This is a genomic window from Nocardioides sp. JS614, from assembly GCF_000015265.1.
GTDB lineage: Bacteria > Actinomycetota > Actinomycetes > Propionibacteriales > Nocardioidaceae > Nocardioides.
Map to the genome: position 1 here is coordinate 296,356 of NC_008699.1, position 13,292 is coordinate 309,647.

Here is a 13,292-nt window from a genome sequence, read left to right on the forward strand (position 1 = left end):
GTCAGGCCGTCTCGGGGGTGGCGCCCAGCTTGCGCAGCGCCTCCCGCAGGGCGGCGTCGGGCCGCTCTCCGCCGTCGCGGAGCTGAGCGAGCACGTCCGGTGGGAGCTCGTCGAGGCCGCGTACCTCCTCGTGCAGGCGCTCCATCGTCGCGTCGAGGGCGTACGCCGTCTCCGCGGCGTCGTGCAGCCGCTCGAGCAGCTCGGCGGGGACCTCGCGGCGGTACTTGTAGTAGATCTTGTGCTCGAGGCTGGCCCAGAAGTCCATCGCGATCGTGCGGAACTGCACCTCGACGAGCACGGGAACCGGCCCCTCCGAGAGGAAGACCGGCACCTCGACCAGCGCGTGCAGGCTGCGGTAGCCGTTGGGCTTGGGCGTGGCGATGTAGTCGCGCACCTCGACCGTCGAGACGTCCTCCTGCTCCACGAGCATGTCGAAGACCCGGTAGACGTCGGAGACGAAGCTGCAGACGACCCGGACCCCGGCGATGTCGGTGACCGTCGCTCGGATCTGGTCGAACGACGGCCGCTCGTCGAGGACCAGGCCCTTGCGGAGCATCTTCTCCACGAGGCTCTCGGGCGACTTCAGGCGCGAGGACACCGACTCGATCGGGTTGTAGTCGCGCAGGTGCGTGAACTCGTCGCGCAGGATGGTCAGCTTCGTGACGATCTCGTCCATGCCGAACCGGTGCTCGAGCATGAACCGCCGGAGGTCCTCGCCGCCCTGGCCGCTCCCCGCCTCGGTCACGTGTCCAGCGTACGGACGTGCGTCGGGCGCCGTTCAACGGCCCTGGCCGCCGGAACCGGTGCCGTCCTGGGCATCCCACGGACGTTCCTGGCGGCTCGGGTGGCCGCCGTCACCCGGGACGTCGGGACGCGCGGGTCGTTGGACGGGCATGACTGACGACGACGAGCGCCTCGGCCGCCCCGACGGGCACCGGTACGACGCCCCCGAGTCCGAGGAGACCCGCGCCGGCAAGGAGTGGGTCTACGCCGTGCTCGGGGTCCTGGTCCTCGTGCTGCTGATCCTGATCGCAACCGGCAAGGTGCAGATCTTCCCCAGCTAGCGCTGCGGGGCGGCGCGGGGTTGGTTTCCCCGGTTAACCGGGGATACCGGAACTGTTGGGCCGAAACTTCGGGCCAACAGTTCCAACTTCCCCGGTTAACCGGGGAAACCGCCCGGGCGTCAGCCGACGATGCCGTAGAGCCGGTCGCCGGCGTCTCCGAGACCGGGGACGATGTAGCCCTTCTCGTTGAGCCGCTCGTCCATCGCCGCAGTGACGATCGTGACCGGGACGTCGAGGCCGTCGAGCTCCTGCTCCAGGCGGGCGCAGCCCTCGGGCGCGGCGAGCAGGCAGATCGCGGTGATGTGGTCGGCGCCGCGGTCGGTGAGGAAGCGGATCGCCGCGGCGAGGGTGCCGCCGGTGGCGAGCATCGGGTCCAGGACGTAGCACTGGCGCCCGGAGAGGTCCTCGGGCAGGCGCTCGGCGTACGTCGATGCCTGCAGCGTCTCCTCGTTGCGGATCATCCCGAGGAAGCCGACCTCCGCGGTGGGCAGCAGCCGCATCATCCCGTCCAGCATCCCCAGTCCCGCCCGGAGGATCGGCACCACGAGCGGCCGCGGCTTGGCCAGCTGGACGCCGGTGGTCGGGGAGACCGGGGTGACCACGTCGATGGGCTCGACCCGGACGTCGCGGGTGGCCTCGTAGGCCAGCAGCGTGACCAGCTCGTCGGCGAGCCGTCGGAACGTCGGCGAGTCGGTCTCCTCGTTCCGCAGGTGGGTCAGCTTGTGGGCGACGAGGGGGTGGTCGACGACGTGCGTACGCATGCTCCAGACCCTAGTGGAGCCAGGCCGGTGACAGGCCGAAAGGGGGTTGGCCGCACCCGTCTGGTCTGACACCCTGGAGAGCGACGGACTGGACGCAACGGTGCGGACGGAGGTAGGACATGGCCGACCAGGTCGACGGGATCGACTTCGCCCTCGCCGCCTACCGGGAGGGCGGCGCCTGGACCGTCCAGGAGCTCGCCCACGACGTCCTCGAGGACATCGACACCCTCTCCGCCGCGCTGCGCCGCTTCCCCGGGGACGGGGGAGCGGTCGGGATGGTCGCGATCGAGGAGGACTTCTTCGTCGTGGTCCGCGTCGCGGGGCCGACCACCCGGGTCCTGCTCTCCGACATCACCGCCGCCGACGAGTGGGAGCTGGCCAGCTCCGCCGTCGAGTTCCTCGGCCTGCCGCTGCCCGAGGACGAGGACGACCCGGTCCCCGCGGGCGACCTGGACCTGCTCGGCGACCTCGGCATGCACGCCATGGACATGGGCGTCCTGCTCGACGACATCGATCTCTACCCCGACGAGATGCTCTCCGACGTCGCGCGGCGGCTGGGCTTCGGCAAGCTGTTCGACGACGCCGTCGGCCTCACCTCCGCGTGACCACCGGCCACTGGGACGGCCCGATGCGGACCGCCCTCGACGAGGCACGCGCCGCCCTGGCGTCCGGAGACGTGCCGATCGGCGCGGTGGTGCTGGACCCGGACGGTACGCCGGTGGCGCGCGGTCGCAACGTGCGCGAGGCCGACCACGACCCCACCGGGCATGCCGAGGTGGTGGCGCTCCGCGCGGCCGCGCGCGCCCGGGGCGAGTGGCGGCTCGAGGGGCACACCCTCGTCGTCACCCTCGAGCCGTGCACCATGTGCGCCGGCGCCGCCGTGCTGAGCCGGGTCGAGCGGATCGTGTTCGGCGCCTGGGACCCCAAGGCCGGAGCCGTCGGCAGCCTCTGGGACGTGGTCCGCGACCGCCGCCTCAACCACCGGCCCGAGGTCATCAGCGGCGTGCTCGCCGAGGAGTCGGCCGGGCTCCTCGAGGACTTCTTCCTCACTCAGCGCTGAGTCCGGCGCCGCGGGGGGCACTGCGGTCATGATCTGACCTGATGCACTCCTACCGTGGCGCCATGGACTACAAGATCGAGCTCATCCCCCTCGCCGTTCGCGACGTCGACCGGTCGATCGCCTTCTACGGCGACTCCCTCGGTTGGAGCGTCGACCACGATCAGACCGTCTCGCCGACGCTGCGGTTCGTGCAGGTGACGCCACCCGGCTCGGCCTGCTCGATCTGCTTCGGCGTCGGGCTCGAGATGATGCCGGCCGGTTCGTCGCAGTTCATCCAGGTCGTGGTCGCCGACGCGGACGCCGCCCTCGCCGAGCTGCGGGAGCGCGGTGTCGGGTGCGAGGGGGTCGACGACCAGCCGTGGGGGCGCTTCGTGTACTTCCAGGACCCCGACGGCAACCGGTGGGCGCTCCAGCAGGTCGTCCGGCCGTCCTGACCTCGCGGAGGCGTTCGGTCGAGCCGGTCAGTCGCCGCTCGGCTCCTCGTCGCCGGCGTGCTCGGTGCCGGGCGCGCCCTCCTCGGCGGTCTCCGGCGGACCTTCGGTGCGGGTCTCGGGCTCCTCGGTCGCGGACATGATGGCGGCGATCTCCTGCCGGTCCCGCGCCGACGGGAACCCCCACCCGGGGTCGTAGCCGTACACCTCGTCGAGGAGCCGGCCGTCGGAGAGGTTGTCGAGGATCTCGACGTCGTGGGGGCCGATCAGCCCCGGGTGCTCGACCCCGCAGGTCTCGGCGACCTTGAGCAGGTCGCGCCGCAGGGTGCGCACGTAGTTGGCGACGCGTCCGGACTTCTCGACCGGGTCGAGGCCGTGGGCCAACCACGGGTTCTGGGTCGCGACGCCGGTCGGGCACTCGCCGGTATGGCACTTCTGCGCCTGGATGCACCCGACGGCGAGCATCGCCTCACGGGCCACGTTGACCAGGTCGGCGCCCAGGGCGAAGGCGACGACCGCGTTGTCGGGCAGCCCGAGCTTGCCGGAGCCGATGAAGGTCACGTCCTCGTGGAGGCCGCGCCGGGCGAACTCGGCGTACACGCGCGCGAACCCGAGCCGGAACGGCAGTGACACCGCGTCGGTGAAGATCAGCGGGGAGGCTCCGGTCCCGCCCTCGCCGCCGTCGATCGTGACGAAGTCGACGCCGCGCTGGCCCTTGGCCATCTCCTCGGTGAGGTCTCGCCAGAACCCGAGGTCGCCCACCGCCGACTTGATCCCGACCGGCAGCCCGGTCTCGTCCGCGAGCAGCTCGACGAAGTCGAGCAGCGAGTCCACGTCGTCGAACTCCGCGTGCCGCGACGGGCTCAGGCAGTCGAGACCGGCCGGGACCCCGCGCGTCGCGGCGATCTCCGCCGACACCTTGGCGGCCGGCAGGACGCCGCCGAGCCCGGGTTTGGCGCCCTGGCTGAGCTTGATCTCCAGGGCCCGGACCGGCGCCGACTCCACGAGGTCCTTGAGCCGCGGCAGGCTGAACCTGCCGTCGTCGTCGCGGCAGCCGAAGTACGCCGTACCGATCTGGAAGACCAGGTCGGCGCCCTGGCGGTGGTACGGCGACACCGCGCCCTCGCCGGTGTTGTGCAGGCACCCGGCCTCGGCCGCGCCCCGGTTGATCGCTTCGACGGCGTTGCCCGACAGCGACCCGAAGCTCATGCCCGACACGTTGACGACCGACGCCGGCCGGAACGCCCGCCGGCGCCCGCGCGGGCCGCCGAGGATCTTCGCCGAGGGCAGCCGAGCCTCCTGACCGACCGCGCCGTGGGTCGGGTAGGAGCGCCCGAACGTGCGGTGATGGACGATCACGTTGCCGGAGCTGTGCTCGAGGTCGTTGTCGGTGCCGAACCCGAAGTAGTTGTTCTGCAGCTTCGCCGAGGCGTAGACCCAGCGCCGCTGGTCCCGGCTGAAGGGCCGCTCCTCGTCGTTGCTCGCGACGATGTACTGCCGCAGCTCCGGTCCGAGCGCCTCCAGCCAGTACCGCGCGTGCCCGACCACCGGGAAGTTGCGCAGGATGGCGTGGCGTCGTTGCAGCAGGTCGTGGGCGGCGACCGCCCCGAGAGCAGCAGCGGGGAGCGCGGCGAGCGTCGTCTTCCTCATGTCGGGGCAGTACCCAACCGGCAGCGGGCGAGTCGGGACCTCGGGAGCCGCTTCGGCGATGATGTCGGGGTGAAACGTCAGCTCCCACGTCGACGCGACCTGGCTCCTCTGGTGCGGTTCCGTACCCCGGTGCTCTCCCCTCGCGGCCGCCGGCTCCGGGACGCGCTCACCATCGAGGACCTGCGCCGGGCGGCTCGCCGGCGCACGCCCCGGGCGGCGTTCGACTACACCGACGGCGCCGCCGACGACGAGATTTCGCTGGCGCGGGCGCGGCAGGCGTTCCGCGACGTGCAGTTCAATCCGGGGGTGCTCCGCGACGTCTCGTCGGTGGACACCTCCCGGGAGGTGCTGGGGGCTCGCGCGTCCCTCCCGTTCGGGATCGCGCCGACCGGGTTCACGCGGTTGATGCACACGGAGGGCGAGGTGGCCGGGGCAACAGCGGCAGCGGCGGCCGGCATCCCGTTCGCGCTCTCGACGATGGGGACGACCTCGATCGAGGACGTCGCCGCGGCAGCACCGAGCGGTCGCCACTGGTTCCAGCTGTACATGTGGAAGGACCGCGACCGCTCGATGGCACTGGTCGAGCGGGCGGCGCGAGCCGGGTTCGACGCCCTCCTCGTCACGGTCGACGTCCCGGTCGCGGGGGCCCGGCTGCGCGATGTCCGCAACGGGATGACGATCCCGCCGACCCTGACGCCTCGGACGGTGCTCGACGCAATTCCCCGGATGCGGTGGTGGTTCGATCTGCTCACCACCGAGCCCCTCGCGTTCGCGACGCTCGACTCCTGGTCCGGCACCGTCGCAGAACTGCTCGACACGATGTTCGACCCGACGGTGACGTTCGAGGACCTCGCCTGGATCAAGGAGCAGTGGCCCGGTCGGCTCGTGGTGAAGGGCATCCAGACGGTCGACGACGCGAGACGGGTCGCCGACCTCGGCGCCGACGCAGTCCTGTTGTCGAACCATGGCGGCCGACAGCTCGACCGTGCACCGATCCCGTTCCGCCTGCTGCCCGAGGTCGTCGCAGCGGTCGGACAGGATGTCGAGGTCCACCTCGACACCGGGATCATGTCGGGGCAGGACATCGTCGCGGCCCTCGCACACGGAGCCAGGTTCACCCTGGTCGGACGCGCCTATCTCTACGGGCTCATGGCCGGTGGCCGCGATGGCGTCGACCGCGCGGTCGAGATCCTCCGCAGCCAGGTGGAGCGGACCATGCGACTCCTCGGTGTTCGCTCGCTCGGCGATCTCGAGCCAGGTCATGTGACCCAGCTCGACCGGCTGGAGCCGCGCCGCCGATAACCCCGAGTTGTGGTACGTCGTTGCGCCGGGCGTGAATCGGTACGCCGCTGCCCTGGTCGTCGCCCTCTCCGCGCTGGTCGCACCGCCCGCCCATGCCGCATCCGCCCATGCCACGTCCGCCGCGCAGGAGGCCTGGTCTCCCCGCCCGGAGATCTACCCGGCGACCGTGACCCGCACCGACCTGGCGGTCCCGATGTCCGACGGCGTGGTCCTCCGCGGCGACCTGGTCCTGCCCGCCGGCGCCGACGGGCGGGCGGTCCGCGGCCGCTTCCCGGTGATCGTGACGATCACGGCCTACAACAAGACCGCGCTCTCGTCCGGGGGCGGGGTGGCGGGCGCGCCGCCGGCGTACCTGGTCCAGCGCGGGTACGCGCAGCTGACCGTCGACGCCCGCGGCACCGGCAGCTCCGAAGGGCAGTGGTCGGCGTTCGGGGCCCGGGAGAACGAGGACTCCGCCGAGGTCGTCGAGTGGGCACACTCGCGCAAGCGCCCCTGGAGTGACGGCCGGGTCGGGATGAGCGGCCCGATCACCGCGCGGCTGTACACCTCAAGCGTGAGCGGGGACGGGATGCTGTCGGTCTCGGTCTCCGACGTCGCGCCCGATGGCACCGTCAGCCGGCTGAGCTGAGCCGAGGCCGGGTCGTGTGCCCCACAACGCGCTATGGCGCGTTCTCAGGCACACGACCCGACGCGCCGCCCGCGCGCCCGATCGATTTCGTCGCCGCCGACGCGCTCCGGTACTCTCTGCGGCGGTGGCGTGTCCGAGCGGCCTAAGGAGAACGCCTCGAAAGCGTTTGTGGGTGCAAGCCCACCGAGGGTTCAAATCCCTCCGCCACCGCCAGCTGGATCGATCACGTCGCAGCCCCCGTCGAGCGGACGCTCAGCGGGGGCTCCGACGTTCGGGGCCCGGAGCGGGGCCGCCGGTCTGGTATGCATGGCTGTCCGCCACCGAGTCGCCGCTGAGGTGCTTGTCGTATGACCAGGATCCCCCTCGAGGAAGCGCCACGCATCCCCATCAACGTGGCGATCGCCGGCGTCCAGAAGGCGGGCACGAGCTCGCTCTTCGACCTGCTGCGCAAGCACCCCGAGGTATGCGCCGGGCCCCGCAAGGAGTGGCACTTCTTCGACGACGAGAAGCGGTCGTGGGCGGACCCGGACTACAGCGACTACTGGGCGCCGGGCCGCACCGACCGGCAGCGGATCGCGATCGACGGCACGCCGGCCTACACGTTCTGGCCGCACGCGATGGAGCGGATGCACGCCTACCGTCCGGACATGCGGCTGATCGTCAGCCTCCGGGACCCGATCGAGCGGGCGTTCTCGCACTGGGCGATGTACTACGGGAAGCTGCCGGCCTTCCCGAGCTTCAGTCAGCTGGCCCAGGGCCCGCGCCGCGAGGGTCTGCTCGAGCGGATCCCGGAGGGCTGGAACCACCTCCGGATGCGGCGGTGGTCGATGATCCCCCGCGGCCTGTACGGCGCGCAGGTCGCGCGCGGGCTGGAGCTGTTCTCGCGCGAGCAGTGGCTGTTCCTGGACTTCCACCGGTTCGTCGGCGAGCACCGCGAGACCCTGGACCGGGTGACCTCCTTCCTCGGCCTGGATCCCTACCCCAAGGAGCCGCGCCTGCGCGTGATCCAGTCGACCCGTCAGGACCTGGTGGCTGCCGCGCCGACGGCCGCAGACGTCAGCCGACTCGTCGAGGTGTACGCCGACGACCTCGACCTGCTGACCCGGCTGACGGGGCTCGACGTGAGCGACTGGCCGACCCGGCGGGTCCGCGACGGGCTGCTCGACCCGGCGGATCTCGCCGATCGACTGGGTCGGAAGGCCGGCCTGCTGGGCTGAGTGGCATTCCGGGGTCCGGGGTCCGCTGGCCACTCCCGGTCCGGGTCCGCTGGTGACCTTGGCCTCTTGCCGGTCCGGCGACCGGGTGCGTCGATGGTGTCCTGGGACGGCGACGCCGTCGCCGCCCTCGACCGCGCCGGACGAGGAGGAGCGATGCACACCAAGACCTGGTCGGTGGAGATCTTCATCGGGGAGCACGACGGTCAGACCCGCGCCGAGGCACGGCTCGCCACCGAGCCGTCGGCCACCCGGCTGACCGGATGGGGGATCGCGCGGCTCAACCCCGCCGACCCCGAGGTGCCGGAGATCGGCGACGAGCTCGCGACCGCGCGGGCCCTGGCCGATCTGGCTCACCAGCTGCTCGAGACCGCGGCGGTCGACATCGGCGCGGTGACCAGCAAGCCGGTGCACCTGACCCACTGAGCTCTGGGAACCTGTCGCCCCGACCGCTCACGCAGCGGTCGGGACGACGCCCGCCCGTTCGGCTGCTCTCAGCCGCCCTCGCCCTTGTGGTGGAGGTGGTGGACCTCGGCGTCCGGCCCGGGATAGGTGAGGGACTCGTGGCCGTTGTCGGCCCAGCGGACGACGTACGGTGGCGCTCCGTCGGGACCGCGGACCTCGACGATCTCGCCGTCGCGGAGTGGCTCACCGACGTGGGTGCCGTGGATGACGAGGTGGTCGCCCTTGGTCGCGTGCATGGTGGCTCCTTCCCTGGTGCTCCTCTGGCCGCCTCAGCGCGGAGGGAAGGTCGCCCGGTGTGGGGGCGGCGCCCGGCGCACTGCACGACGGGTCGGTCCTGGTCCGACGCTAGGAGTGTCACTCCGAAACCGAGCAGAGGCGAGGGGCCCGCGGCCTCCGAGACCTTCGCCCCTGACCGTTGGCAGTCCCGGTCAGTCCCTGCCAGGCGCGTGCACGAAGTGCTGGATCCAGGCGTCCGGTCCGGGATAGGTCAACGAGACGTGGCCGTCGTCGGTCCAGCGGACCAGGTACGGCGGCGCGCCCTGGTCGCCGTGAACCGCGATGATCTCGCCGTCGCGCAAGGGCTCGCCGGCGCGGATGCCCTGGACGAGCAGCCGGTCACCCTTGATCGCGTACATGGTCAGGTCCCCCTCGTCGTCGGTCCTCCGCAGACGCTAGGGGCCGGCGCGCGGCCGCGGGCAGGGCCGGCCGCCCCCGGTATTCGAGACCTTTGCCCCTGCACCCAGGGCCGGGTGCCGGGGTGTGATGAGGGCACGGTGAGAGGAGCCGGACTGGATTCGGGCCGCGGGAACCGGGCGCAAGTCCGGGCACCGGCCCCGACCGTCGCCGTGTCAAACGGCATTAGCTCCTCTCACCGCTTTCCTGCGCGGGTGGCCGGCCGTCCCGGTCCTGTACGCCGGAAGCGTGGTGTCCTGGTGCGCCGCCGGACCCGGTGACGGAACCGCCGCGCCCCGCCGGCCGTCCCTTCCCCATGCGACCCGCGCTCCTGGCCCTGCTCGCCGCTCTGCTGGCGTTGGCGGTCGCGCCGTACCCGCAGCCGTCGGCCGCCGCGTCCTGCGTGGCGCCTTACCTCGTCGAGGACGGGCAGCTCGTCCTGCAGCGGGGGGTGCGCACCGAGGTCGAGGGGGAGGCGTTCGTGGACGGCTGCCGCGACACGATGAGCTGCTCGGCCGGGCCCGGGTGCGAGGACTGCCACTACAACGACCCTGAGCCCGTGCCGTACGACGACGTCGTGCTGCGGCTGCGCCAGGGCGGGCACACCTGGGTGCTCGGCAGCGCCGACGCCGACCGTGCCGAGGACGGCCTGGCCGGACGGGTGAGCTGGCAGGTCGACCTGCCAGCCGGCGTACGCCCCGGGCCGGCGAGGCTGCTCGCCGACCACGCCCACCCCGTGGTGGTGCGGATCCGCTGAGCTGCGGGGGGTGTGGAATGGCCCCCATGGTCTGCTTCGAGTTCGAGGGCAAACAACCCACCGTCCACCCCGAGGCGTTCGTCGCGCCGACCGCCACCCTGATCGGCGACGTGACCGTCGAGCGCGGTGCGAGCGTCTGGTACGGCGCGGTCCTGCGCGCCGACATCTGCACCATCGTGGTCCGCGAGGGCGCGAACGTGCAGGACAACTCGGTGCTCCACGCGGCGCCCGGCGAGACGCTGGTGATCGGCCGGGACGCGACGATCGGTCACGGCTGCGTCGTGCACTGCCGCGAGGTGGGCGAGCAGGCGCTGGTCGGCAACGGCTCGACGCTCCTCGACCGCGCGGTCGTCGGGCCGCGGACGCTGGTCGCGGCCGGGTCGGTCGTCACCCCCGGCACCGAGCTGCCCGGCGGGATGGTCGCCGCCGGTGTGCCGGCCCGGCCCACGAAGCCGATCGAGGGGACGTCCTCGGAGTTCTGGGTCGAGCAGAACCCGCCGTACTACCGCGAGCTCGCGCAGCGGCACCTCGCCGGCGTCGCGGTGGTGGAGCCCGAGCCGGTCGTGCGGGAGGTCGAGTCGTGAGCGTCCGGGTCGAGGTCGACGGGCCGGTGACGACGGTCGTGCTCGACCGGCCCGAGACCCGCAACGCGGTCGACGGCCCCACGGCTGCGGCGCTGGCCGCGGCGTTCCGGGCCTTCGACGAGGACGACACGCAGAGCGTGGCGGTGCTGCACGGCGAGGGCGGCACCTTCTGCGCCGGCGCCGACCTCAAGTCGATCGGCACCGAGCGCGGCAACCAGGTCGCCGAGCCCATCGACGCCGCCGACGGGCCGATGGGTCCGACGCGGATGCGGCTGAGCAAGCCGGTGATCGCGGCGATCGAGGGGTACGCCGTCGCGGGCGGGCTGGAGCTGGCGCTGTGGTGCGACCTGCGGGTCGCCGCGGACGACGCGGTCCTCGGGGTCTTCTGCCGGCGGTGGGGCGTGCCCCTCGTCGACGGCGGCACGGTGCGGCTGCCCCGGCTGATCGGCACCAGCCGGGCGCTGGACCTGATCCTCACCGGTCGGGCTGTCGGCGCCGAGGAGGCCGAGCGGATCGGCCTGGTCAACCGGGTCGTCCCGGCCGGCCGGGCGCGCGCGGAGGCCGAGGCGCTGGCGCGCTCGCTCGCCGTCCTCCCCCAGGAGTGCCTGCGGCAGGACCGGCTGTCCGTGCTCGACCAGGAGGGCCGGACCGAGGCTGAGGCGCTCGCCGGCGAGCTGCGGCACGGGCTGGTCTCCCTGGCGGCCGACGCCCTCGGCGGGGCCGCCCGGTTCGCCGCCGGCGAGGGGCGTCACGGCCGCTTCTGAGTGACTCCCGGCGGGAGGTCCTCGAGGCACACCGCGACCAGCTCGGCAGCGCTGTCGCTGTCCTGGTGGACCTCCCAACCGCGGTCGAAGGACACGAGCAGGAGATCGCCGCTCCCGGTGCGGATCAGCGCCGAGGACGGGATCGTCTCGGTTCCGAAGCCGCGGGTCGAGCAGTGGTGGCGGTCGATCGCCTCGCGCGCCGGGTCGGCGGACGCACCCTCCGGGGACTCCTGCGTCCCGGTGCCGAGCGCCTCCATCCGGGTGACCAGGGCGACGGCGAGCATCACACCCAGCAGCCCGCCGACGAGCAGACCGCTCAGGGCGCGGCTGGTCAGCTGGAGACGACCAGTGGTCCGCTCGTTCATCCGCTCTCCTCCGGCGCGCCGGAACGGAGACCCCGCTGGCCCCACTTCCCGTGCGAGTTCCATCTGCCGGTGACCAAACCTGCGCCGGCGTAGTACTGGGGCCCGCGTCGTGCGGGTCACGCCCGAGTGCGGCTCACCGGGGTCTTGGTTCGCGGGCCTTCGTCGGCTCCCGGTCCTCGGGCGCCCGGTCGAGGCAGACCGCGACGAGGCTCGCGGCGCCCCGCCGGGTGTAGACCGCCCAGCCCTCGTCGAACGACACGTGCCGGAACCGGCCGGTCGCGGTGCGGATGACGGCCGAGGCCGGGGCGGCGTCGGCGAACCCGCTGGTCGAGCAGTCGTGCTTCGCGAGGATCCGGGCCACGGGGCTGGGCAGGTCCGCGACCTCGCCGACCCGGTGCCCGGCGTACCCGGCGCCGGCCTGGGTGACCGGGGTGGAGAGCCCCGCGACCACGGTCGCGGCGACCACGGTCAGCTTGACGGCGCCGAGCGCCAGCCGCGTGCGACGGGGGATCCGGTGCGGCACGGGTCCTCCTTCGGCCACGGGTGGGTGACGGGCGGGGACGGGCAGGGCCCACCGGCGCGGCGCCCCCACTCGGCGGCTGCGCTTCCTTGGACCTGTCAACGACCGAACGCCTCGAGAGGTGACGGACCGGATGGGCGAGGATAGGCGGCATGCCGCAGCCGAATCCGTGGTTCGCCACGCCCGCCGACGCCGCCGCCCGCCTCGCGGGCGCCGGCTACCTCGCCGACCCGGCGACCGCGACGACCACCTACCTCGCCGGGGCACTCGAGAAGCCCCTGCTCGTCGAGGGGCCCGCCGGCGTCGGGAAGACCGAGCTCGCCAAGGCCGTCGCAGGGGTGACCGGGTCGGAGCTGGTGCGGCTGCAGTGCTACGAGGGGCTGGACGAGGCGCGCGCGCTGTACGAGTGGAACTACAAGAAGCAGCTGCTCTCCATCCAGGCGGCGGCCGCCATCTCGTCCACGACCGCAACCCTGACCTCAGCCCGAGACCTCCTGAACCACGAGATCTTCAGCGAGGAGTTCCTGCTGACCCGGCCGCTGCTGACGGCGATCCGTCGCGAGGAGCCGACCGTGTTGCTGATCGACGAGGTCGACAAGACCGACGTCGAGGTGGAGGGGCTGCTGCTCGAGGTGCTCTCGGACTTCCAGGTCACCATCCCCGAGCTGGGCACGGTGCGCGCCGTCCGGCGCCCGTTCGTCGTGCTGACCTCCAACGCCACCCGCGAGCTGTCCGAGGCGGTCAAGCGGCGCTGCCTCTACCTGCACCTCGACTACCCGGACGCCGAGCGGGAGCGGGAGATCGTCGGCTCCCAGGTCCCCGACCTCGACGGGCGGATCGCGGCCCAGCTCGTCGCGATGATCGGCCGGCTGCGCGACCTGGACCTCAAGAAGGCGCCGTCGATCGCCGAGTCCGTCGACTGGGCGCGCACCCTGGTCGCCCTGGAGATCGGCGACCTGGACGACAAGGTGGTCGACGACACCCTGGGCGTGGTGCTCAAGCACGCCTCCGACCAGGAGCGTGCCGTCAAGGAGCTGCGGCTCCGGAAGTGAGCA

General features: G+C 72.5%; 19 protein-coding genes and 1 tRNA gene. 13 read left to right on the top strand and 7 right to left on the bottom strand.

Translation table 11 applies throughout. The annotated features are described in order from the left end of the window. Position 1: 1 nt before the first annotated feature. Positions 2-745: a GTP pyrophosphokinase gene (locus NOCA_RS02785; RefSeq protein ID WP_011753770.1), complete on the bottom strand. Its 744-nt coding sequence runs from the start codon at positions 743-745 to the stop codon at positions 2-4. 148 nt (positions 746-893) lie between these two features. On the opposite strand from NOCA_RS02785, the gene NOCA_RS27365 reads away from it, so the two are divergent. Continuing rightward, positions 894-1,064, top strand: coding sequence for a hypothetical protein (locus NOCA_RS27365; protein ID WP_158305619.1), 171 nt, complete (start codon positions 894-896; stop codon positions 1,062-1,064). 119 nt (positions 1,065-1,183) lie between these two features. Here NOCA_RS27365 and upp read toward each other — a convergent pair whose 3' ends face one another. Further along, entirely contained in the window at positions 1,184-1,825 is a 642-nt protein-coding gene (gene upp / locus NOCA_RS02790) for a uracil phosphoribosyltransferase (protein WP_011753771.1), read from the bottom strand. Between the two features lie 119 nt (positions 1,826-1,944). On the opposite strand from upp, the gene NOCA_RS02795 reads away from it, so the two are divergent. The 3 genes from NOCA_RS02795 (at position 1,945) to NOCA_RS02805 (ending at position 3,319) form a co-directional block, all read left to right on the top strand. Further along, complete coding sequence (locus NOCA_RS02795; RefSeq protein ID WP_011753772.1) at positions 1,945-2,430, top strand: tRNA adenosine deaminase-associated protein; 486 nt, start codon at positions 1,945-1,947, stop codon at positions 2,428-2,430. Between the two features lie 23 nt (positions 2,431-2,453). Next, complete coding sequence (locus NOCA_RS02800; RefSeq protein WP_011753773.1) at positions 2,454-2,885, top strand: nucleoside deaminase; 432 nt, start codon at positions 2,454-2,456, stop codon at positions 2,883-2,885. A 62-nt stretch (positions 2,886-2,947) separates the two neighbouring features. After that, positions 2,948-3,319 (top strand): VOC family protein, encoded by a 372-nt coding sequence (locus NOCA_RS02805; RefSeq protein ID WP_041547030.1) that lies wholly within the window; start codon positions 2,948-2,950, stop codon positions 3,317-3,319. Positions 3,320-3,346: 27 nt separating this feature from the next. On the opposite strand, the gene NOCA_RS02810 is transcribed toward NOCA_RS02805, so the two are convergent. Beyond that, complete coding sequence (locus NOCA_RS02810) at positions 3,347-4,966, bottom strand: FMN-binding glutamate synthase family protein (RefSeq protein WP_011753775.1); 1,620 nt, start codon at positions 4,964-4,966, stop codon at positions 3,347-3,349. 111 nt (positions 4,967-5,077) lie between these two features. Here NOCA_RS02810 and NOCA_RS02815 point away from each other — a divergent pair, with 111 nt between their 5' ends. The 5 genes from NOCA_RS02815 to NOCA_RS02835 all read left to right on the top strand — a co-directional run bounded on the left by NOCA_RS02815 (position 5,078) and on the right by NOCA_RS02835 (position 8,536). Then, a complete protein-coding gene (locus NOCA_RS02815) occupies positions 5,078-6,268 on the top strand; it encodes an alpha-hydroxy acid oxidase (RefSeq protein WP_274378269.1) in 1,191 nt (396 codons plus the stop codon). Positions 6,269-6,299: 31 nt separating this feature from the next. Next, the gene (locus NOCA_RS02820) at positions 6,300-6,896 is read left to right on the top strand and encodes a CocE/NonD family hydrolase (protein WP_011753777.1); all 597 of its coding nucleotides are present in this window, start codon (positions 6,300-6,302) and stop codon (positions 6,894-6,896) included. A 123-nt stretch (positions 6,897-7,019) separates the two neighbouring features. Next, positions 7,020-7,109 (top strand) — tRNA-Ser (locus tag NOCA_RS02825). A gap of 134 nt (positions 7,110-7,243) precedes the next feature. Then, entirely contained in the window at positions 7,244-8,113 is an 870-nt protein-coding gene (locus tag NOCA_RS25425; protein ID WP_011753778.1) for a sulfotransferase family protein, read from the top strand. A gap of 93 nt (positions 8,114-8,206) precedes the next feature. Then, positions 8,207-8,536: a DUF1876 domain-containing protein gene (locus NOCA_RS02835; RefSeq protein ID WP_011753779.1), complete on the top strand. Its 330-nt coding sequence runs from the start codon at positions 8,207-8,209 to the stop codon at positions 8,534-8,536. 68 nt (positions 8,537-8,604) lie between these two features. Here NOCA_RS02835 and NOCA_RS02840 read toward each other — a convergent pair whose 3' ends face one another. Together NOCA_RS02840 and NOCA_RS02845 are read right to left on the bottom strand one after the other, a co-directional pair. Continuing rightward, positions 8,605-8,811: a DUF1918 domain-containing protein gene (locus tag NOCA_RS02840; protein ID WP_011753780.1), complete on the bottom strand. Its 207-nt coding sequence runs from the start codon at positions 8,809-8,811 to the stop codon at positions 8,605-8,607. Between the two features lie 192 nt (positions 8,812-9,003). Continuing rightward, a complete protein-coding gene (locus NOCA_RS02845) occupies positions 9,004-9,210 on the bottom strand; it encodes a DUF1918 domain-containing protein (protein ID WP_011753781.1) in 207 nt (68 codons plus the stop codon). Between the two features lie 353 nt (positions 9,211-9,563). On the opposite strand from NOCA_RS02845, the gene NOCA_RS02850 reads away from it, so the two are divergent. The 3 genes from NOCA_RS02850 to NOCA_RS02860 are packed head-to-tail and all read left to right on the top strand — an operon-like array spanning position 9,564 to position 11,352. Continuing rightward, on the top strand, positions 9,564-10,004 hold the full coding sequence (locus NOCA_RS02850) for a hypothetical protein (RefSeq protein ID WP_011753782.1): 441 nt from the start codon (positions 9,564-9,566) through the stop codon (positions 10,002-10,004). Positions 10,005-10,021: 17 nt separating this feature from the next. After that, on the top strand, positions 10,022-10,588 hold the full coding sequence (locus NOCA_RS02855; RefSeq protein WP_011753783.1) for a gamma carbonic anhydrase family protein: 567 nt from the start codon (positions 10,022-10,024) through the stop codon (positions 10,586-10,588). Beyond that, positions 10,585-11,352: a crotonase/enoyl-CoA hydratase family protein gene (locus tag NOCA_RS02860; protein ID WP_011753784.1), complete on the top strand. Its 768-nt coding sequence runs from the start codon at positions 10,585-10,587 to the stop codon at positions 11,350-11,352. Before NOCA_RS02855 ends, NOCA_RS02860 begins: the two co-directional genes overlap by 4 nt. Here the strand turns inward: NOCA_RS02860 and NOCA_RS02865 are convergent. Together NOCA_RS02865 and NOCA_RS02870 are read right to left on the bottom strand one after the other, a co-directional pair. Further along, the gene (locus NOCA_RS02865) at positions 11,337-11,717 is read right to left on the bottom strand and encodes a hypothetical protein (protein WP_011753785.1); all 381 of its coding nucleotides are present in this window, start codon (positions 11,715-11,717) and stop codon (positions 11,337-11,339) included. The genes NOCA_RS02860 and NOCA_RS02865 overlap by 16 nt on opposite strands. A gap of 133 nt (positions 11,718-11,850) precedes the next feature. Beyond that, on the bottom strand, positions 11,851-12,240 hold the full coding sequence (locus NOCA_RS02870) for a hypothetical protein (RefSeq protein WP_011753786.1): 390 nt from the start codon (positions 12,238-12,240) through the stop codon (positions 11,851-11,853). A gap of 149 nt (positions 12,241-12,389) precedes the next feature. Here NOCA_RS02870 and NOCA_RS02875 point away from each other — a divergent pair, with 149 nt between their 5' ends. Then, complete coding sequence (locus NOCA_RS02875; RefSeq protein ID WP_011753787.1) at positions 12,390-13,289, top strand: AAA family ATPase; 900 nt, start codon at positions 12,390-12,392, stop codon at positions 13,287-13,289. Positions 13,290-13,292 lie beyond the last annotated feature (3 nt).

What these genes read in the sequence shown, in the direction of transcription:
- NOCA_RS02800 (WP_011753773.1), top strand. Translation starts at nt 2,454, where the DNA reads ATGCGGACCGCCCTCGACGAGGCACGCGCCGCCCTGGCGTCCGGAGAC.
- NOCA_RS02840 (WP_011753780.1), bottom strand. Translation starts at nt 8,811, where the DNA reads ATGCACGCGACCAAGGGCGACCACCTCGTCATCCACGGCACCCACGTC.
- NOCA_RS02865 (WP_011753785.1), bottom strand. Translation starts at nt 11,717, where the DNA reads ATGAACGAGCGGACCACTGGTCGTCTCCAGCTGACCAGCCGCGCCCTG.
- NOCA_RS02875 (WP_011753787.1), top strand. Translation starts at nt 12,390, where the DNA reads ATGCCGCAGCCGAATCCGTGGTTCGCCACGCCCGCCGACGCCGCCGCC.
- NOCA_RS25425 (WP_011753778.1), top strand. Translation starts at nt 7,244, where the DNA reads ATGACCAGGATCCCCCTCGAGGAAGCGCCACGCATCCCCATCAACGTG.
- NOCA_RS02795 (WP_011753772.1), top strand. Translation starts at nt 1,945, where the DNA reads ATGGCCGACCAGGTCGACGGGATCGACTTCGCCCTCGCCGCCTACCGG.
- NOCA_RS02845 (WP_011753781.1), bottom strand. Translation starts at nt 9,210, where the DNA reads ATGTACGCGATCAAGGGTGACCGGCTGCTCGTCCAGGGCATCCGCGCC.
- upp (WP_011753771.1), bottom strand. Translation starts at nt 1,825, where the DNA reads ATGCGTACGCACGTCGTCGACCACCCCCTCGTCGCCCACAAGCTGACC.
- NOCA_RS02850 (WP_011753782.1), top strand. Translation starts at nt 9,564, where the DNA reads ATGCGACCCGCGCTCCTGGCCCTGCTCGCCGCTCTGCTGGCGTTGGCG.
- NOCA_RS27365 (WP_158305619.1), top strand. Translation starts at nt 894, where the DNA reads ATGACTGACGACGACGAGCGCCTCGGCCGCCCCGACGGGCACCGGTAC.
- NOCA_RS02805 (WP_041547030.1), top strand. Translation starts at nt 2,948, where the DNA reads ATGGACTACAAGATCGAGCTCATCCCCCTCGCCGTTCGCGACGTCGAC.
- NOCA_RS02810 (WP_011753775.1), bottom strand. Translation starts at nt 4,966, where the DNA reads ATGAGGAAGACGACGCTCGCCGCGCTCCCCGCTGCTGCTCTCGGGGCG.
- NOCA_RS02835 (WP_011753779.1), top strand. Translation starts at nt 8,207, where the DNA reads ATGGTGTCCTGGGACGGCGACGCCGTCGCCGCCCTCGACCGCGCCGGA.
- NOCA_RS02855 (WP_011753783.1), top strand. Translation starts at nt 10,022, where the DNA reads ATGGCCCCCATGGTCTGCTTCGAGTTCGAGGGCAAACAACCCACCGTC.